Annotated in this window: 16 protein-coding genes and 4 tRNA genes; 12 read left to right on the top strand and 8 right to left on the bottom strand. The window is 38.2% G+C overall.

Features of this window, described 5'->3' with window-relative positions:
* Window positions 1–5 precede the first annotated feature (5 nt).
* The 5 genes from AC1M9P_RS00585 to AC1M9P_RS00565 all read left to right on the top strand — a co-directional run bounded on the left by AC1M9P_RS00585 (window position 6) and on the right by AC1M9P_RS00565 (window position 6,856).
* On the top strand, window positions 6–1,859 hold the full coding sequence (locus tag AC1M9P_RS00585) for an extracellular solute-binding protein (RefSeq protein ID WP_481586455.1): 1,854 nt from the start codon (window positions 6–8) through the stop codon (window positions 1,857–1,859).
* 11 nt (window positions 1,860–1,870) lie between these two features.
* The gene (locus AC1M9P_RS00580; protein ID WP_481586454.1) at window positions 1,871–2,941 is read left to right on the top strand and encodes a microcin C ABC transporter permease YejB; all 1,071 of its coding nucleotides are present in this window, start codon (window positions 1,871–1,873) and stop codon (window positions 2,939–2,941) included.
* A 2-nt stretch (window positions 2,942–2,943) separates the two neighbouring features.
* Window positions 2,944–3,954, top strand: a complete 1,011-nt coding sequence (locus AC1M9P_RS00575) for an ABC transporter permease (protein ID WP_481586453.1) — start codon at window positions 2,944–2,946, stop codon at window positions 3,952–3,954.
* On the top strand, window positions 3,932–5,509 hold the full coding sequence (locus AC1M9P_RS00570) for a dipeptide ABC transporter ATP-binding protein (RefSeq protein WP_481586452.1): 1,578 nt from the start codon (window positions 3,932–3,934) through the stop codon (window positions 5,507–5,509). Before AC1M9P_RS00575 ends, AC1M9P_RS00570 begins: the two co-directional genes overlap by 23 nt.
* A 102-nt stretch (window positions 5,510–5,611) precedes the next feature.
* Window positions 5,612–6,856 (top strand): NADH:flavin oxidoreductase/NADH oxidase family protein, encoded by a 1,245-nt coding sequence (locus AC1M9P_RS00565; protein WP_481586451.1) that lies wholly within the window; start codon window positions 5,612–5,614, stop codon window positions 6,854–6,856.
* A 59-nt stretch (window positions 6,857–6,915) separates the two neighbouring features.
* Here the strand turns inward: AC1M9P_RS00565 and AC1M9P_RS00560 are convergent, their stop codons facing one another.
* From AC1M9P_RS00560 to AC1M9P_RS00535, 6 genes are all read right to left on the bottom strand, one after another.
* A complete protein-coding gene (locus AC1M9P_RS00560; RefSeq protein ID WP_481586450.1) occupies window positions 6,916–8,319 on the bottom strand; it encodes an iron-containing redox enzyme family protein in 1,404 nt (467 codons plus the stop codon).
* A gap of 157 nt (window positions 8,320–8,476) precedes the next feature.
* A tRNA-Glu gene (locus tag AC1M9P_RS00555) sits at window positions 8,477–8,552 on the bottom strand.
* Between the two features lie 45 nt (window positions 8,553–8,597).
* A tRNA-Glu gene (locus AC1M9P_RS00550) sits at window positions 8,598–8,673 on the bottom strand.
* A gap of 24 nt (window positions 8,674–8,697) precedes the next feature.
* A tRNA-Glu gene (locus AC1M9P_RS00545) sits at window positions 8,698–8,773 on the bottom strand.
* A gap of 214 nt (window positions 8,774–8,987) precedes the next feature.
* Window positions 8,988–10,400, bottom strand: coding sequence for an amino acid permease (locus AC1M9P_RS00540; protein WP_035266846.1), 1,413 nt, complete (start codon window positions 10,398–10,400; stop codon window positions 8,988–8,990).
* A gap of 108 nt (window positions 10,401–10,508) precedes the next feature.
* Window positions 10,509–10,584 (bottom strand) — tRNA-Glu (locus tag AC1M9P_RS00535).
* A 270-nt stretch (window positions 10,585–10,854) separates the two neighbouring features.
* On the opposite strand from AC1M9P_RS00535, the gene AC1M9P_RS00530 reads away from it, so the two are divergent.
* Window positions 10,855–11,322, top strand: coding sequence for a YaiI/YqxD family protein (locus AC1M9P_RS00530; protein ID WP_035266848.1), 468 nt, complete (start codon window positions 10,855–10,857; stop codon window positions 11,320–11,322).
* A 23-nt stretch (window positions 11,323–11,345) separates the two neighbouring features.
* The gene (locus AC1M9P_RS00525; RefSeq protein ID WP_481586449.1) at window positions 11,346–12,254 is read left to right on the top strand and encodes a DMT family transporter; all 909 of its coding nucleotides are present in this window, start codon (window positions 11,346–11,348) and stop codon (window positions 12,252–12,254) included.
* Window positions 12,255–12,263: 9 nt separating this feature from the next.
* On the opposite strand, the gene AC1M9P_RS00520 is transcribed toward AC1M9P_RS00525, so the two are convergent.
* Window positions 12,264–12,839 carry a PilZ domain-containing protein gene (locus tag AC1M9P_RS00520; RefSeq protein ID WP_035266851.1) on the bottom strand — a complete coding sequence of 192 codons (576 nt, stop codon included), beginning with the start codon at window positions 12,837–12,839 and terminating at the stop codon, window positions 12,264–12,266.
* A gap of 23 nt (window positions 12,840–12,862) precedes the next feature.
* Between AC1M9P_RS00520 and AC1M9P_RS00515 the strand changes: the two genes are divergently transcribed.
* The 3 genes from AC1M9P_RS00515 to AC1M9P_RS00505 all read left to right on the top strand — a co-directional run bounded on the left by AC1M9P_RS00515 (window position 12,863) and on the right by AC1M9P_RS00505 (window position 17,340).
* On the top strand, window positions 12,863–14,098 hold the full coding sequence (locus AC1M9P_RS00515; protein ID WP_092766794.1) for a lipoprotein-releasing ABC transporter permease subunit: 1,236 nt from the start codon (window positions 12,863–12,865) through the stop codon (window positions 14,096–14,098).
* Complete coding sequence (gene lolD, locus AC1M9P_RS00510) at window positions 14,091–14,768, top strand: lipoprotein-releasing ABC transporter ATP-binding protein LolD (protein WP_035266856.1); 678 nt, start codon at window positions 14,091–14,093, stop codon at window positions 14,766–14,768. The genes AC1M9P_RS00515 and lolD overlap by 8 nt, the downstream gene beginning before the upstream one ends.
* 82 nt (window positions 14,769–14,850) lie before the next feature.
* Window positions 14,851–17,340, top strand: coding sequence for a DNA internalization-related competence protein ComEC/Rec2 (locus AC1M9P_RS00505; protein WP_481586448.1), 2,490 nt, complete (start codon window positions 14,851–14,853; stop codon window positions 17,338–17,340).
* On the opposite strand, the gene AC1M9P_RS00500 is transcribed toward AC1M9P_RS00505, so the two are convergent.
* The gene (locus AC1M9P_RS00500; protein ID WP_035266859.1) at window positions 17,337–18,272 is read right to left on the bottom strand and encodes a lysophospholipid acyltransferase family protein; all 936 of its coding nucleotides are present in this window, start codon (window positions 18,270–18,272) and stop codon (window positions 17,337–17,339) included. The two genes, AC1M9P_RS00505 and AC1M9P_RS00500, sit on opposite strands and share 4 nt — an antisense overlap.
* A 131-nt stretch (window positions 18,273–18,403) precedes the next feature.
* On the opposite strand from AC1M9P_RS00500, the gene sppA reads away from it, so the two are divergent.
* Entirely contained in the window at window positions 18,404–19,417 is a 1,014-nt protein-coding gene (gene sppA, locus AC1M9P_RS00495) for a signal peptide peptidase SppA (protein ID WP_481586447.1), read from the top strand.
* The gene (locus tag AC1M9P_RS00490; RefSeq protein WP_481586446.1) at window positions 19,414–20,223 is read left to right on the top strand and encodes an alpha/beta fold hydrolase; all 810 of its coding nucleotides are present in this window, start codon (window positions 19,414–19,416) and stop codon (window positions 20,221–20,223) included. Before sppA ends, AC1M9P_RS00490 begins: the two co-directional genes overlap by 4 nt.
* The last annotated feature ends 4 nt before the right edge of the window (window positions 20,224–20,227 follow it).

Genomic DNA, 20,227 nt, shown 5'->3' with positions numbered 1-20,227 from the left:
TCGAGATGTGCATTTCATCAACTGTGTCAAAAGCAAAGTTTATTCTCCTCTTCTTGCCCATTCATATCAGTGCATGGGCAAATCTTCAAACGACGACTTATATTGCTTTACAGTCAAAACCTAAATATCTGAATTTAGATGCGATGCCATATGCCAACCCAGACGCACCAAAGGGTGGAAAGTTGGTGAAAGCGGCTGATGGGACATTTGATAATCTAAACGGTATGAATGGGCAAGGGAGTTGGGTTGAAGGTACAAATTACTTGTTCGATACGCTATTTTCAAAGTCATTAGATGAACCAAATGTGTTTTATCCACTTTTGGCTGAGAAAATTCAGTTTGATCCAAGCCGAACAAAATTTGTGATTTTTCATTTAAATCCACGTGCTCGATTTAGTGATGGATCGCCTGTACTGGCTGAGGATGTCAAATTCACGTTTGAAATGTATTTAACCAAAACCAATCCCGGTTTACAGATGTATTTGTCTGATTTAGATAAAATTCAGGTTCTGTCTAAACATGCCGTAAAAATGGTATTTAAATCAGAAAGTAATACTGAAATGCCAGCAATACTTTCACAGATGCCTATTTTTTCTAAAAAGGATTGGGAATCTAAAGATTTTAGTCGAGCAACACTCAAACCCATTTTAGGATCAGGGCCATATACAATTAAAAATATTGATGCTGGTCGTAGTATTACCTATCAGCGTAATCCCCATTATTGGGCTAAGGATTTGCTTGTAAATCGTGGTCGTTATAATTTTGATCAAATTAAATATGTTTATTACCGTAGTTCGGACATTGCATTTGAAGGATTTAAAGCTGGACAATATACATTTCACCAAGAGAAATTTGCTCGTAAATGGAAGACGGAATACAACTTTCCAGCATTTAACTCAGGGTTGGTTAAAAAATATAGTGTAGCTTTACAAAATCCTGCTCCGACACAAAGTATCGTTTTTAACACACGAAAAAAACCGCTAAACGATATCTATTTTAGACAAGCAATGACCTATGCTTATGACTTTGAATGGCAAAATAAAGCATTGTTTTATCAACAATATCAACGTTTACAAAGTCATTTCCAGTTTAGTGAGCTAGAGGCAAAGTCAGTCCCAAGCCCTAAAGAATTAACAATATTAAAACCTTATTTATCTCGGTTACATCCTTTACAACGAGAAGGAGTATTAAAAGCGTGGAAATATCCTATTACTGATGGTACAGGCTACAATCGTAAAGGCTTACTCACTGCTCGGAAAATTTTAATTGACCAGGGGTATTCATTTAAAAATGGTAATTTGCATGCGCGTGATGGAAAACCAATTCAATTAGAGTTGCTTCTTCATCAAGAAGGCTTACAACGGACGCTCATGCCTTATATTCGAAATTTAAAAAAATTGGGTATTCAGGTTTCGATTCGCCAAGTCGATATGCCTCAATATTTACAGCGAATGCGTCAATATGATTTTGATTTAACCACGATGGTGATGCCTCAGTCACTAAATCCTGGGAATGAGCAAGCGCAATTTTGGAGCAGTCATGCTGCAAATGAAGAGGGAAATTATAATTTTTCTGGTGTGAAAAATAGCGTTATAGATGAAATTATACAACGTATTATCCATGCACCTGATCGAGAAAAATTAATATTAAATACACGTATCTTGGATCGTTTATTACGTGCAGGATATTATCAGATACTTACTTATGGAAATGATCGTGAATGGTATGCGTATTGGAATATGTATAAACAGCCACAGATTAAACCAAAACTTGCTGTTGGTGAAGATTATTGGTGGGTAGATCAACAGCAAGCTCGCAAAGTGGCTGCTTATCTTGGTCGAAGTAAAGGCTCACGTTAAAGGTTAAATTTATGGGTCTTTATATACTTAAACGACTTTTGCTAATCATTCCCACCTTATTTTTGATATTACTCATCAATTTCGCCGTCGTTCAAATTGCTCCTGGTGGACCTGTTGAACAGGCAATACAGAGAGCTGAACAGTTTCAAGGCATTGGTGTTGTGTCTGGTTCGACATCTCACATCAATGAAGTCCAGAGTCATTATCAGGGTACACGAGGACTCAGTCCTGAAATGGTCGAGCAGATCAAAGCGCAATATGGATTTGACCGCCCTGTGCATGAGCGCTTTTTTAAAATGCTCAAAGGATATCTTCAACTCGATTTTGGAACGAGCTTTTTTAAAAATAAATCAGTAACAACATTAATTTTGGAAAAAATCCCAGTTACGATCTCCCTTGGATTATGGAGTACCTTACTGATCTACAGTATCGCCATTCCTCTAGGGATCAGCAAAGCGAAAAGACATGGCAGTCTGTTTGATCAAACGACCTCCCTAGTATTGGCCGTAGGTTATGCAGTGCCAACTTTTGTATTTGCTATTCTGCTTATTATGATTTTTTCGGGGGGATCGTATTTGCAATGGTTTCCATTACAAGGATTGGTCTCTGAGAATTTCGCTGAACTCAGCTTCATTGATAAAGTAAAAGATTATTTTTGGCATCTTACATTGCCTGTCCTTACTATTATATTAGGTGGATTTGCGACCCTCACATATCTAACAAAATACTCTTTTATGGAAGAGTTAAATAAACAATATGTGACGGCAGCTCGTGCTAAAGGTCTGACCGAGCCACGCGTTTTATACAATCATGTTTTCCGTAACGCCATGTTGATCGTTATAGCAGGATTACCTGAAGCACTGATCGGAATTTTTTTTGTTGGCAATCTATTTGTAGAAATTATATTTAATCTTGATGGTTTGGGATTGCTCGGATTTGAGGCAATTCAGCAGCGTGATTATCCTGTGATTTTTGGAACATTGTTTATCTTTACGTTGGTCGGTTTAATTTTGAGATTACTCAGCGATGTTTTATATCAATTGATTGATCCCAGAATCAATTTCGATCGTCCAGGAGCATAAAAATGTATCCACTTTTCGATCAACGAATTTCAAAATTTAAGTCACATCGACTCGGATTCTTCAGCTTCATTTTATTTATCGCGATCTTTATTTTATCCTTGGGGGCAGAGTTTATTGCCAACGAAAAACCAATACTTATTTATTATAAAGAAGAAATTTATTTCCCAATTTTTAAGCCTTATCCTGAAACAACATTTGGTGGTGTCTTTGAGACTGAGGCAGATTATAAAGATCCAGCTGTTCAAGAATTGATTAATGAGCATGGATGGCAGATTTGGCCTATCATCCCATTTTCATATCAAACACCTAATTATGAATTGGCAGAAGCTGTTCCATCTCCACCGACTTCTGTGAATTGGTTAGGCACAGATGATCAAGGTCGTGATGTCTTGGCAAGATTAATATATGGTATTCGTATCTCTTTGCTGTTCGGCATTGCACTTACTATTGGATCTGCATTCATAGGAATTACCATTGGTGCTATCCAAGGCTACTTTGGCGGTTGGTTGGATCTGATCGGTCAAAGGCTGTTAGAGGTGTGGGGTGGTCTACCAATGTTATTTATTGTGATGATCTTAGTGAGCATGTTTACACCAAGCGTATATTGGCTGTTTTTAATTATGCTGATGTTTGGTTGGACTGCGTTAGTTGGTCTTGTTCGTGCAGAGTTTCTGAAAGCCAGAAATTTGGACTATGTGCGAGCTGCGAGATCACTCGGTGCTACAGATAGTCAAATTATTATCAAACATATTTTACCCAATGCTATAAGTTCGTCACTTTCACAGCTTCCTTTCATTCTTACCGCTAATATTACCGCACTTACAGCCTTGGATTTTCTGGGCTATGGTTTGCCACCTGATACAGCTTCAATTGGTGAAATTTTACTGCAGGGTAAGAATAATCTATCAGCACCGTGGCTGGTTTTATCTGGATTTTTTAGTCTAGCAGTTGTGTTATCTATTCTTATTTATATTGGGGAGGCAGCTCGAGATGCATTTGATCCAAGAGGCTAAACCAATACTTGAAGTCAACAAGCTCAATATTCAGTTGAATGAACAAAAAATCTTAACTGATTTGTCTTTTAAGCTAAATGCGGGTGAGACAGTAGCGATTGTTGGTGAAAGTGGTTCAGGAAAGTCTCTAGCTTGTCTAAGTCTTCTAGGTCTTCAAGATCGCGCTCTAGACTTAAGTGGTGAAATCATATTTCAAAATGAAGATCTGCGTCTAAAACACGAAGATCAGTTGCGCTTAATACGTGGCAATAAGATCGCGATGATATTTCAAGAGCCAATGACGGCACTAAATCCATTACATACAATTGAAAAAATTATTTCAGAACCTTTATGGCTGATGGGGCTTAAGAAAAAAACCATTCGAAAAAAAATAGAAGAAGTGCTTTGTGATGTAGGGTTGGGGAGTTCATCAGACATCCTCAAGCGATATCCAAACCAGTTGTCTGGTGGGCAGCGTCAAAGGGTAATGATTGCAACAGCTCTGATTTCCGAACCTGAAATTTTAATTGCAGACGAACCAACAACAGCCCTTGATGTATCACTACAGAAGCAAATTTTAAAATTAATTAAAGACCAAGCGCATCAAAAAAATATGGCCTTAGTTTTGGTTAGTCATGATTTAAGGTTGGTGCAACAATATGCTGATCAGGTATTGGTTTTGTCTAAAGGTGTCACAGTTGAACAGGGTGATGTCTCTCAAATATTCCTGCAGCCTCGCCATGAATATACTCGACTGCTCCTTAATCAGCAGTTTGATTCGATTTCACCTATCAGTGAACAGGCCAAAGAACTTTTAAATACTGAACATCTTCGAGTGCGCTATCCACCTAAGCTGAATTTTCTGAATGTATTTAAAACTCAATTTATAGCGGTGGAAGATTTAAGTTTCCAGCTTAAACAAGGAGAGTCGCTTGGTATTGTAGGTGAAAGTGGATCTGGAAAAACCAGTGCTGCACTCGCGCTTGCACGACTCATAGAGTCAACAGGTACCATTGAGTTAAATTGTATCAATCTGAATCATTTGTCTGACAAGCAATTAAGAGCACATCGAAAAGATTTTCAAATCGTTTTTCAAGATCCTTTTTCGAGTCTCAACCCAAGAATGGATGTTTTGTCATTATTAACTGAAGGGTTAAGATTAAAAAAATTGAGAAAGAGTGAAAAATTAAATCTCGCAATTCAAGCTCTTGAAGAGGTTAATCTCACAAAAGAATTTCTTCATCGTTATCCTCATCAAATGTCGGGTGGACAGCGACAAAGAGTATCACTGGCCAGAGCACTGATTCTGAAACCTCAATTACTCATTCTAGATGAGCCAACATCTGCATTAGATCGCAATACACAAATAAAATTGGTGAACTTACTTCAAGATATACAGCAAAGAACAGGAATCAGTTACATCTTTATTAGTCATGATCTGAAAATTGTGAAAGCGTTATGCCATCGAGTTATGGTGATGAAAGATGCAAAAGTTGTAGAGATTCAAGAGACAGAGCGTTTATTCAGTGCACCGATTCATGCTTATACGCAACATCTTATACAAAGTAGTTTATAAAAGTTATTTGACAAGAAGGATTGTCAATTTTAGACTGAAATTCAGGGAAGTCACGCCTAATTAGTTTTAGGTTTAGATAAGCACAAAATTGAGAACTTCAAGATGAGTAAAATTGCTGAGCCGATTCAAATTCGCAATACAACTTTCAAAAATCGCATTATTAAAGGCGCAATGAGTGAAGCTCTGGCGAATGCTGCTGGTGAACCAAATCATTTGCATACAGGCTTGTATGAGGCTTGGGCAAAAGGTGGTTTAGGGTGTTCAATCACAGGAAATGTGATGGTTGATCTGCGTGCGAAAAATGAGCCTGGTGTCGTCGTGGTCGAAAATGAGCGAGATTTACCTAAATTAAAGGCATGGGCTGACCTCGGTAAACGTTATGGTATGGTACAGCTTGTTCAATTGTCTCATCCGGGCAGACAGTGTCCTAAAGGCTTAAATAAAGAAACTGTTGCACCGTCTGCTGTTCCATTTAGTGCTATGTTGGCTACTACCTTTGCTACTCCACGGGCTCTCGAGCATGAGGAAATTCTAGATCTAATCCAACGATTTGCAACCTCTGCAGCGATTTGCGAAAAAGCGGGCTTTGAAGGTGTTCAATTACACGGTGCTCATGGATATTTAATAAGTGAATTTCTATCGCCACTGACCAATAAGCGTAATGATCAATGGGGTGGAAGCATTGAAAATCGTATGCGTTTCTTATTAGAAATTTATAAAGCTGTTCGAGCTGCAACATCCGAGAATTTTATCGTTTCAGTGAAATTGAATTCCGCAGATTTTCAACGTGGTGGAATTACTGAAGAAGAAGTGATTCAAGTATTTAAAGCTATTGATGATGCAGGTATCGATTTAATTGAAATTTCAGGTGGTACGTATGAAGCGCCCGCAATGGCAGGTGCTAAAGCTGAACAGCGTAAAGCAAGTACCATTGCACGTGAGGCTTACTTTTTAGATTTCGCAGAGAAAATACGTCAAGAAGTAAAATGCAGACTGATGGTTACAGGTGGATTCAGAACCGTAAAAGGGATGAATGATGCTTTAGAAAGTGGTGCATGTGACTTTATTGGAATTGCACGCCCGCTCGCTGTAGAAACGGATTTAACTGATCGTTTGATTGCAGGACACGATGTTAGATATGCAGTAAAACCAATTAAAACAGGGATTCCATTTATTGATAAAATGGCAATTATGGAAATTATTTGGTATGCGGCACAATTCAAAGCGATTGGTGAGGGTAATCAACCTAATCCAAAACTATCACCTTTAAAGGTTTTTCTGAATTATGCAAAAGGAAATGTGAAGGCTATCATTCAGGGTAAAGTTAATTCAAGAAAATTGGCATAGTATAAATCAATATATATAAGGAGCCTTCATGGCTCCTTATTTTATGAGGCGACTTAGAACTAAAGCGCAAGCGTTTGAAAAGGGAAAAGTATCTTAGAAACTTCTTGGGTTGCCCATAATCCGATCGCTCGTGGATGATAGTAAGGTGATAGATATGGAATTAATAATGTGAGTTTATCGTTTATATCATCTAATGAATGACATTGATGTTTGATCTGTTCGAGTTCATGTTGATTATTGTATTTTGACAGCCAGTTTTGATCTCCTGTTACGGGCATTCTTTTTAAACGAACAGTTAATGATTCCCCTTGAATCCAGTCCTTGATCAGCATCTTCTCAGTTGCATTAAACACACCAAACATTTTGCCATCACTATCGTGAATAAGTTTCCAAAAACGACTTTCTTCGACAGGCCTGTTTTTAATAATCCATTGTTTATCAATTAAGATTTGAACAAATTCAGATATTAATTCAGGTTGAGCGAGCCACTCATTAATAGACTTGCCATTGAATTGACATTTTTGGTTATGGATATGTTGACCGACAACTGCTTTTCTTTGCAGAAGTTGATAAAGGCTTTGAGTCAGATCAATTTCTTGGATGATATTTGTTGAGCTCAAGCCAAGATCATTCATTTGGAAACCCATTTTAACCAATTCAAGATATTTTGATTTATCTTGAGCTTGATGATAATGATCAATAAATGCCTGTATTGATTTTTCAGCATGTCCATTGTGTGCATTATCAATTGTAATATGAACATTAAAATAATGAGGATCAATTCCAAGTTCTGCTAACTCATAATTGGTGATTAACAGGTGTAGTGGTAATTGTTCATAACCCAAGTTAAATCCAATTACCAGTGGAAATAAATCATGTGATATATATGCGAGAGCAAGTTGAACAGCGGCTTGTTCAAAATAAATATCATCTAAATAATTAATGTACGGTTCAAGCTCGAAATGTCGTAGTAAGCTTTGATACATGCAAACATGATTTGCTTTAGCATCTCCCAAGCCAAGTTCTTCTAAGTAGATATAGCTTAGATCTTTGTTCTCAAACAAAGAGGGGTGCGTAAGAGATGAATATAGCCATGAGCCATCTGCATATTTAACTGGAGCAACTTTATATAAAAACTCTAAAGCATGAGAGATGGTTGGAAAGTAGTCACGCCCAAGGCCTGATTTTCGTTGATCTAGATAACTTTGAAATTTAGAACAAGTTTGATCATGTTCGTGTTGTATATGTTGCCTAACTTGGTCTACCTGATCAATCCATGATAAATGAGTCGTATTGAGTTGATCGAATAGTGAAAGAACATAGGTTTCAGCATATTCTGTTTTACATTCACGATTCACTTTAGGGTCTAAAAAAAACTCAACCCAGTCTTTATTTGTTTTAGGACTAATTGTATTTAATTGTGATGGGGATGCTAGGGGATTAAGTACGGTGTTGTCCAACATCATCTTCTCCAAGCGTTATTAAGGGTTTAAACCACCATAACCTGCAAAGATGATAATGTTGTTTATTTTGTGTTCTATTTTTAGGGTGACTAAGTTATAAAAAAAAGCCCAAGTCTTAAATGCTTGGGCTTTTTTATGAGATGTATCATCTCGAATATGGCGTCCCTACGGGGATTCGAACCCCGGTTACCGCCGTGAAAGGGCGATGTCCTAGGCCTCTAGACGATAGGGACAGTGCAGAAATATATTTTAAACCATGTTATTTCAATTGAAATTAATGGCGTCCCTACGGGGATTCGAACCCCGGTTACCGCCGTGAAAGGGCGATGTCCTAGGCCTCTAGACGATAGGGACTTAATAAAATCTACTTCTGAAAATTGGCGTCCCTACGGGGATTCGAACCCCGGTTACCGCCGTGAAAGGGCGATGTCCTAGGCCTCTAGACGATAGGGACGTTTCAGAGGTGGGCGTATAATAGGGTGAAAATAGGGGGGTGTCAAACGCATTTCAGCAAAAAAATTAAAAAAATGGTGTGTTCGTATGAAAATAAAACAATATTGAATTTAAAGGCTAAATTTAGATCAAATCTCCAAGAAATATTAGAAAAGCATTTGGAAAATAGGAACTGTCTAAGCAAAAAAATAGCGACCGAAGTCGCTATTTCAAAATCAAGATTTATCGTGATAAAACAGGTAATAACTGGCATAGCATACAGCAATGAACGCTAAACACCCGAAAAAGCTAATACGCATACTTGGATCAAATACCATACTTAAGCATGTGATAAAACAGAACACAAAACCTAAGATTGGGACAATTGGAAATAATGGAGCAGCAAAGCCCAGCTCTTCTTTTTTGCGCCCTTGCTTATACCAATCGCGTCTGAAATTAAATTGGCTTAAACAAATACTCATCCACACAACGACCATTGTAAAAGCAGCAATACCTAATAAATTGGTAAAAATAGTCTCAGGTGCGAATTGTTCTGACAATAAGCCTGGTAACCCACCGATCATTGTCACGATCACTGCAACATAGGGGATACCACGTGCATTCACTCTAGAAAATACTGCAGGCAGCTGCTTTTTGTAAGATAAAGACCACATCATGCGTGACGCAGCAAACAAACCAGAGTTAGCAGCTGATAATAAAGCGGTAATAATTACAAAACGGATGATATCTTCTGCATAGGGAATACCAATATGCTGGAAAACAGTCACAAATGGAGAGCTACTCACACCTTCAGCAGCTAAGCCAGCTTCTTGATGTGGAAGAAGTGACGTCACTACAATGATCGTACCTACGAAGAAAATCAACAGACGAAAAATCGCTGTATTAATCGCTTTAGGAACATTTTTAGCTGGGTCTTTAGTTTCACCAGCAGCAACCCCAATTAATTCTGTTCCAGAGAATGCGAAGTTTACGATAAGCATCGTAGCAAAAATTGGGAATAGACCTTCAGGGAACCAACCTTGAGCAGTTAAATTGCTAAATAAAGGTGCAGTTTCGTAACCTTGATAGCCAATTACGCCAAAAATTGCGAGTAGGCCTAAGAGAATAAATGCAACAACAGTAATAACTTTAACTAATGCCAGCCAAAATTCAGATTCTGCGAACCATTTTGTGGAAATCATATTTAAAACAAATACGAATACACCAAAGACTATAGTCCACATCCACATGGAACTATCTGGGAACCATTCCTGCATGAGGAGGGCGGCGGCTGTAAACTCAGTTCCTAAAGTAACCGACCAAGTTAACCAATATAACCAAGTGATGGTATAGCCAGTTCCTGGTCCAATATATCTTTTGGCATAAGCACCAAACGAACCAGACTCAGGCATATGAACGGCAAGCTCACCTAAACACAGCATAACCATGTAGGCGATAATCCCGCCAAGGATATAAGAAATAATGGCACCTACAGGCCCCGTTTGTGCAATGACTTCACCCGAACCTAAGAAAAGTCCAGTACCGATTGCGCCGCCAAGCGAAATCATAACCAGATGTCGAGTACTCATAGCGCGTTGTAAAGGCGCAGAATTGCCCTGATGCGAAGCATCATTCGGAGATGAGTGCATAGGATTGAAAATTCGAAACAAATGAAGCGAGTTATTGTAGTGAAAAACTACAATTCTTCAATGAAATAATAGTAATTTTGAATATTGAGTGATCGTATGAAACGATAATGGCGTCCCTACGGGGATTCGAACCCCGGTTACCGCCGTGAAAGGGCGATGTCCTAGGCCTCTAGACGATAGGGACGTTGCGAGGTGCTTGTATATTAAGGATAGACATTTCAATTGTCAAAAGCTTCGTATCAAAAAAAGTTTTAATCGTTCATACATTAAGCAAAAACAATCAATTAGTTTTAATTTTGATTAAACTGACAACAATAAGATTTTTCATGTATTTAAATAACATGGAGAGAAGGTCCTCACTATAAAAAAACGATCAGCTTTATATTCATCATATCAAAACAGCCATCTGTAAAATTTGATAAGATGACGTGGTAAGACAACGAAGGAAAGAGGCGTGTTGCCATTTAAACTCTGGGTCGATGCTGATGCATTACCTAAAATTTTGCGTGAAGTCATTTTAAGAGCTTCTGATCGTTATCAACTTGAAGTAACTTTTGTCGCCAATCAAAATGTAGGAATAACTCCTTCTGTTCGTATTAATTCAATACAGGTGATGAGTGGAGCAGATCAAGCTGATAAAGAAATTATCGAACGTATGAAAGAACATGATATTGTCATGACGCAGGATATTCCTCTAGCAGCTCAAGTCATCGAAAAGGGTGGCGTTGCAATTCATCCACGTGGTGAAATTTGGACAGAAGCTAATATTAAGGCACGATTACATTTGCGTGATTTCATGGAAACTTTGAGAGGGGCTGGCGTTCAAACCGGTGGACCACCGCCAATTTCAGAAAGAGATAAACGTGAATTTTCAAGTGCTTTGGATCAAACGATTCAAAAACAAAAAAGAAAAACTGCCTGATTTATCTTATCAATCGAGTTCACATGCCAGAAAAATCTAAACTTATGCTCATTTATGCCTTATTGGTCATCATCTGGGCAACAACTCCACTTGCGATTGTGTGGAGTGTAGAAGATATTTATTTAATGTGGGCATTGGTGATTCGATTAGGCTTGGCACTGCCTATCGCGGCATTGCTTCTCATTGTTTTAAAGGTAAAATTTCCTTTAAATTCAATTGCATTGCATAGTTATTTTGCTGGTTCATTTAGCTTGATTGGTTCACAATTTTTTACTTATGTAGCTACTGAGTATCTAAGTTCTGGCATGATTGCACTGATGTTTGGATTAGCACCAATTATGGCAGGGCTTATTGGAAAATTTATCTTTCAACAAGATTTCCATAAGCTGCAATGGTTAGGAATGATCGTCGCGATTACTGGGCTCGTAGTGATCAGTTTTACTGGATCATCACAACATATCCATCCCATTGGAATTGGTTTAATGTTGCTTAGCGTTTTTTCATACGCAATGTCAATTTTTTGGGTAAAAAAAATAAATGCTGATGTAGCACCGATGGCACAGGCGACAGGTTCAATACTTGTTTCTACCTTTGTTGCATGTTTAATTGTGCCATTTATATGGAAATATTTACCTACTGAATTACCTTCAATGAAGTCATTACTTGCGATCATATATTCTGTTGTTATGGCTTCATTAGTGGCTATGTTTTGTTATTTCTATTTGGTCAAAAAAATCCAACCGACGACATTGTCACTGACAAATGTAATGACTCCAGTTCTAGCACTTGGTGTAGGCGCTGCATTTAATCATGAGAAATTAACGCTAGGTATGATACTGGGAGCAATGATCCTACTTCTGGGATTGTTTATGTATTTTTATCGGGATATAGAAGCGAATCAGAAATTTAAACAAAAAGTATTAAAGCCTTAAGTTGGATGCTCAGCGATTCTGTGAGTTTTTTAAATGCTTCAAGGCTTCTGTTAACTTTACTTTGTCTTGGGGATGTAACGTTAGAAAATATGCACCGGTTCTAAACAGCCCATTTTCTTCTTGATTGCTGTAGACAACTTGTGCAGTTGCAGCGATATGAAAATCATTTTCAGGGTGACTCAATGTGATGTGTATATAGGTTTGTTCAGGGATATGTTGCTCAGCATAAAAACTAAAACCCGTTTCAGACAAATTGACTTGAGTAGGTACTGGTAACATGGTTTGTACAATAGAGTCGTAAAGTGAGCCCGTAATCAGGTTTAATTTTTGATTAAATAAGGATAATATCCGAGCAATTTGTTGATCTTTTTGATTTAATTGTTCTAATTCGTACATAAGCGCATGATCAAATTGATCTAATTCTGCAAGTAAGAGAAAATAGCGCGGTAGTACAAAATTTGAATCATAGGGATCATTCAAAGCGACATCTTTAGTGATGATCTGATAATTTATTCTTAAGGCAGCATCAATACGTGACATGACGCGTCTTTCAATATTGCCACTTTGATGCTGAAGATTTTCCATTAAAACACCTCGGACTAGATGGTATGTTTAAACCGATCTCGCTGTATATAGGGTTGAGATACACTCGCGCACGGCGAAGTAATCACTTTATTTCTTTTATTGCTTTAGTTTCCATGATCGGTCTGACTTTGGGCGTCGCTGTTCTCATTACTGTGTTATCTGTAATGAACGGTTTCGATCGTGAATTAAAAAACCGTGTCTTGGGAATGGTACCTCAAGCGACTGTTTCCTCTACACAAATTCTAACAGACTGGCCTGAGCTTGCAAAGAAAATAGACCAACATGAACATGTGACGGGTGTTGCACCTTTTACACAGTTGCAGGGGATGTTAACAGCCCAAGGACAGGTTGCAGGGATAATGGTCACGGGTATTGAGCCTGACTATGAAAAAAATGTATCTATTATTCAAAATCATATGGTTCAAGGCGACCTCAACTCATTAAAGAAAGGTGAGTTCGGGATTGTTTTGGGCAAGCAGATGACGGATGCTTTAGGTTTAAGTCTCAATGACAATGTAACATTGGTATTACCTGAAGCGACACCATCACCCGCTGGCGTTGTTCCACGATTTAAACGTTTTAAAATTGTCGGTATTTTTAGTATTGGTGCGGAAGTGGACTCGATGATGGGTTACATCGCGCTAAACGATGCTTCGACACTGTTGAGACTGCCGGATGGTGCACAAGGTATCCGTATGAAGCTAGATGATATCTTCAAAGCACCACAAGTCGCTGAAGAAGTTGTTATGGATTTACCAGGCAATTTCTATCCATCAAATTGGACTTATACGCACGGCAATCTCTTTAGTGCCATTCAGATGGAAAAAGCAATGGTCAGCCTTTTACTTTTCCTGATTGTCTTGGTTGCAGCATTTAATATTGTATCTTCATTGGTGATGGTGGTTACTGATAAAAAATCCGACATTGCTATTTTAAGAACCTTAGGTGCTTCACCAGCAACGATCACTAAGATTTTTATGGTACAGGGTACGGTGATTGGTGTTGTAGGAACACTGGCAGGAGCAGCACTAGGTATCATCTTTGCAACGAGCATCAGTGGATTTATTGGCTGGTTGAACACTGCTTTTGGACTAAATTTGTTCGATGCATATTTCATTAACTATTTACCATCGTATCTACGTTGGCAAGATGTGGTGGTGATTGTTAGCTTATCACTAGCGCTAAGTTTCCTTGCAACAATTTATCCAGCGCTGCGTGCTGCCAAAGTTCAACCAGCAGAGGCTTTACGCTATGAGTAATATTGTCTTAGAAGCCAAAAATATTCATAAACATTTTACAGATGGTAAATCAACTGTTGAAGTGATTAAGGGATTGGATTTAGTTGTTGAGCAAGGACAATTTGTTTCAATTGTTGGATCAAGTGGTTCGGGTAAGAGTACGCTGTTACATGTATTAGGGGGGCTTGATCGTCCGTCCGAAGGTGTAGTGATGCTTAATGGTCAGCGTTTTGACACTTTAGGCGAAGCTGAACGCGGTTTCCTACGTAATGAACACCTCGGATTTGTGTATCAATTTCACCATTTACTTCCTGAGTTTACGGCTTTAGAAAATGTATCAATGCCGCTGATGTTACGTAAAGATGCAAATTTTAAAGAAGTAAAAGAACGTGCAGAATATTTGTTGAATAAAGTGGGTTTATCACATCGTTTAACGCATAAACCAGGTGAGTTATCTGGCGGTGAGCGACAACGCGTTGCGCTTGCACGGGCTTTAGTGGCTCAACCTAAATTGATGATGGCAGATGAGCCTACTGGAAATTTAGATCGTAAGACTGCCGTCACAATTTTTGAATTGCTTTCCGATCTGCGTAAAGAATTTAATATGGCAATGCTCATCGTGACCCATGATGAGCAGCTCGCACAAACTGCTGATAAGATTTTGCATATGCAAGATGGATTGTGGGTATAGCCTAAAAATCCGATTAACAGTCTTGTTAAAGCCCACTTAGGTGGGCTTTAATCTATTTAAGAAAAATAAACATAAAAGTTAGATGTTTTTAATATTTATTCTCATCTTTTGGATCATTGGTGTTGCTACGATCAGCTTTCAGGGTGAAGTTGAATATTCAACTCTCTTGCTGGGTATGGCAAGTATCATTTTGATCATGGGTTACTTTGTACAATTAATGAGGCAACCTGATCGATTCATTTATCCTCACACCTCAAGTATTGTCCAGTCATCATCAAGAATGCTTGTGCTAACGGGAATTTGTCTGATCACATTTGTTTTGGGGCATCAACATGCAAAAACAGCCTTACACGATTGTTTAGATAAACGTGTTCAATATATTGAAGAAAAAGAAATAGTTGTTTATATCAATAAAATTAATCAGCTGAAAATGGATCAGGAAGGTCGATCAATACAGCAGCCTGCGCAGGTGATCGACAAGAAGCAAGGACAATCTCAAACGCTATTATTATATTTGCGAGAGTCAAAACTTGATACGACATTAGAACTTGGGCGCTATTATAAAGTTACGGGAAAATTAAGACCCGCACATAGTTATGCAGTAGATGGGGTCTTTGATCAAGAGAAATGGTTGTTGCAGCAAAATATAGCTGGAACAATGCGTGTAGATTGGATCGTACCTGTAAGTGAAGCGGTGTTATATTCTGAAGGTTATTTATCTTCAACCGATGTGCATCGGAGCCTTATCGCACGATTGAGCCTGAGCATTGAAAAAGCACGTTTAGCTTTTAGGGATGATATCGAACAGGGAGTATTCAGGAATAAGGGTTTGCTAGTCGCGTTACTCACAGGTGATAAGAGTCTACTGACGGAGCAACAAGAAGAATTATTTAAAAAACTAGGCATTACGCATTTATTGGCTATTTCAGGTCCACATGTTCTAATTTTTGCTGGCTTATTATCGTGGTTCATGGGGTATCTTGTATCAATTTTTCGTCCTCATATTTTTCTAAAAGTTCCCAAAACATATTTACTTTTAATCCCTTTCGTATGTGGGGTAATTATTTATAGTTTTTTTTCAGGGCTCGAAATTCCTGCACTAAGAACTACATTGTCAGTTTGTCTAATTAGTATCGCTATTTTATTCAAATTTAAGATTAAGCCTTTTGTGCTATTACTTATAAGTGCGAGCTTAATGCTCTATTTAGACCCTTTTAGTATTTTATCTGCTGCATTTTGGCTTTCTTACGGCGCATGTTTGATTTTGATTCGTGTATATCAAACGATCGCTAATGAACAGCAAAACACTGCTTTAATCAACAAATATCATTTTCTAGATAAAGCAAAAATGTATCTTAAAATACTTTTGCAATCCCAATGGAAAATATTTATTGCACTGATACCACTCACTTTACTGATATTTCAACAGATTTCTTTACTTGCGCCATTTGCTAATTTAGTTGCTGTTCCAATGATTGGGACCTTGATCGTGCCATTGGAAGTACTGGGCTATTGTCTTAGCTATATTCCTTTTGTTGGTCAATTTTTATTTCATCTGGCTGATGTATTGATATCGGTTCTTTTGGTGCTACTGACTAAGCTGGGAGCAATATTAGACAATCCATTGAAATGGGTAGCGTTAACGAAAGCACAAATGTTATTGCTCGTTTTGGCAGTATTCATGTTCTTTATGCCAAAGAATGTAATCCCTCGATTATGGATACCCGTATTAGGTGTGGCATTGCTGATGCCTAAACGTGATGATGGATACGATATCATTGAAATTTTGGACATAGGGCAGGGGCAGTCCATACTCTTACAGTCATCAGGGAAAACTGCTTTAGTTGATACAGGCGGGAGCTTTGATGAGAATACATTTAGTATCGGAGAAAATGTAGTTGTCCCTTTCTTAATTCAACGTGGCATATCAAAATTAGATCAAGTTTTTATCAGTCATCTTGATCAAGATCATGCTGGAGCATACCGCACTATTGGAAAACATATACAAATTGATCAAGTTATCTCAAATGAAAAAGATGATAGGTTTCAGTATGTTGAATTTGATTATTGTCGACAGCATCAACAGGTACAATTGGGTAAGATCAATATACAATTTCTTTCACCAGTTGAATCACAATTAAATTTTGTCAGTCAAAATCGTAATGAGCTTTCTTGCGTAATATATCTGACATTACCCTATGCTAACGATTTTAAGCATATTCTGATTATGGGGGATGCAGGGTGGGAGACAGAGTATCGTATTTTAAAGCAGTATCCTGAACTTAGAGTAGATATTTTAATCTTAGGACACCATGGCAGTCGACATAGTTCATCTTACGACTTTTTAAAAAATACCAAACCTAAAATTGCCATTGCATCGGCTGGTTTTGATAACCGCTATAATCATCCACATCCTGTTGTCAAAGAGCGTTTAAAAGCGCTTAATATTCCGCTACTCGATACCCAATCGAAGGGCAGCATTCGAATGACCTTCGATAAAAACGGAGATGTACAATTTCGATATCATCGAGATCAAAAAGCGTGGTTAACTCGGAATATCCCCATAGATTAACTTGCTTTTCTGACTTGTTCTATTTTTGCTCTGGCTTGTTCTGCAGGGATACGATAAATGTTATGTAGATCAGGATTTGCACGGAAACGTTTGTAGCTCCAATGAGCATGTTCAGGATAACGATGAATCAGGCTTTCTATTGCACGGTGAATTACTAACGTTCCATCAGCGGGAGTGCCTTCATAAATCGAAGCATCCATTGGTTCAATAAATACATCAAAATCTTCAGTTTCATTGCGAATTGCATAGACCAAAAGGCCTTTGGCTTTAGTTTTTTGGATGAGTTTGGCACTTAAATTACTGGACTCGAGTGGTATGCCGAAATAATCGATCATTTCACCACCGTGTTTAGGATTGTGATCTGGAAGAATCACAGTTGTCCCCCCTAATTTAAGGGCTTTAAAAATTTGTCTTATACCACTCTCATCTGTAGGGACTAAAGTTGCTTGTTCTCGACTACGAGCCTGGCGCACAAATTGATCTGCTTCTTCATTCTTGATGGGTTTATACATGATGGTCATCTTAGTATATTGTGCGAACCACGCATTCATGACTTCCCAGGTACCAAAATGTGGTGCGAGTAAAATAATACCTTTCTTTTCAGCCATTGCTTCATGAAAATATTCAGCACCAGTGACATTGCGTATTCGTGAAATATTGGTTTCGTTTGAGCTTCCCCAAATACTAAAAAATTCCATATAAGATTGAAGTTCGTTTCTTACCGCTGCACGAGTCACTAAATGTTTTTCTTCATCAGAAAGATGTGGTAAGCAAATGTCGATATTGAGGCGGATGGTATTCGTAGTTTTTGTAATTTTTAGCGTATTAATCAGCCCTGCAAGCATTTTTGCAAAAAAACGAGAAAAACGAATCGGACGGCGACTGAAGAAATTTAACAGGCGGGTTGTGGTCGATGTTTTGGTTTCAGGCATTAGATTCAAAATTTGGTAAGTTCATAGAATATTGTGATTTGGGTTTATTATATGTTAAATCTTGACTTATAAATAGTTTGACCTCATTCCTTGTATATAATGTCAGCTTAAATTTAATTTGGATGGTATGTATGTCCGCTTGGCCGCCTGAACCACAAAATGAAAATCAAAAACCAAATAACCAACCGAACGGAAAAGAATGGCAAATTTTAGAAAAAGCTGTTCTCGCATCTGTAGAAGAACAGAGACGTGCAAGACGTTGGGGAATCTTTTTTAAATTTCTTACTTTCGCATATCTGTTATTTATAGTTTTGGTCATGGGGAAAAGTTGTTCAACGACTTCCACTGATAGTGCGGTGTCATCACAGCATATTGCTACAGTCGATATTGTAGGAACGATTGCTGCAGACCAGCAAAGTGTGAATAGTGCAGATACGATCAAAGGTTTGAAAAAAGCATTTGAAAGCAAGCAATCGCAAGCTGTTGTTTTAAATATTAACTCTCCGGGTGGATCTCCAGTTCAGTCTGATGAAATTTGGCAAGAGATCCAATATTTAAAGTCGGTTTATAAAGATAAAAAACTTTATGCATTAATTGGTGACACAGGTGCTTCAGGTGCATATTACATTGCGTCTGCAGCTGATGAAATTATTGTTAATCCATCAAGTTTAGTCGGCTCAATTGGCGTCATTATGCCAAACTATGGAGTGAGTGGTTTGATGCAAAAACTTGGCGTTGAAGATCGCACCATGACTTCAGGTGAGAACAAAGCATTGTTGTCGATGACACAACCAGTTGATCCTGCACAACGTGCACACGTACAAGGTATATTGGATAATGTTCATCAACATTTTATTGATGCAGTCAAAAAAGGTCGTGGCAATAAATTGAAATCGCAAGACCCTGCTATATTTTCAGGTTTGTTTTGGACTGGTGAGCAGGCTGTGAAGCTCGGTATTGCAGATCGGATTGGCAGTATTCACACACTGAAACGCGAATTAAAAGTCGAAAAAACGGTAGATTATACTATTCAACGTAGCCCCTTTGATTCTGTGCTTGGACGACTTGGAAGTGAAATTGGTCAAGGTTTTGCTTCTTCAATTTCCAAGCAGATTCAATCTGAGCAGGTGAATCGAATCCAATGAAACCATTGATCCATTTTGCTCATGCCAACGGGGTTCCATCGAAAGTTTATCAAAAATTTTTTGATGCTTTGTCTGATCAATTCGATGTGATTTATACGACCAATCTTGGTGTTGATCAACGTTATCCTGTAGATCAACACTGGGAAAGTATGACACAGCAAGTGATTGATAATATTGTTCAGAAATCCCATGGTCGTAAAGTGATTGGTATCGGGCACTCCTTAGGAGGAGTTTTGACGTTCAAAGCTGCGTTGAAATGCCCAGAACTTTTTAGTCAAACTATTCTTCTCGATCCACCTCTCATTATGGGGGTGGAATCATTTGCTATGCATATTGCAAAGTCTTTGAAGTTAAAAGCAGTGGATCAAATGTCGCCAGCGGCATTGTCTAAACGTCGACGTGATCATTGGGATAGCCGAGAGCAAGCTGCAACATTACTTCGACCCAAAGCATTATATGCAGCATTTGATGAGCAATGTTTTAATGACTATATTCAATTTGCATTAGTTGAAGATCCAACGCGTGGCGGCGTTGAATTGGCGATTCCAAAATCTATTGAAGTGGATATTTTTAGAACCAATCCTTCATTATGGTGGCTGCCTCAACCTAAGCTCAAAGTTCCAACTCAATTAATTGTTGCTTCTGAAGGTCCATTCTTAGCACGTAAATTCCCTCATAAAGTGAGGAAAAAGTTTGGTGTGCCTTTTAGTATTTTTGAAGGTGGACACATGTTCCCACTTGAACATCCTGAGCAATTAGCTGCGCATTTAAAAACTATTTTGACGCCACTAAAAAACGCAGCCTAAGCTG

The organism is Acinetobacter sp. 25-47-122 (assembly GCF_056779695.1).
The sequence above is the reverse complement of the archived record's forward strand: the minus strand, read 5'-3'. Positions and strand labels throughout refer to the sequence as shown.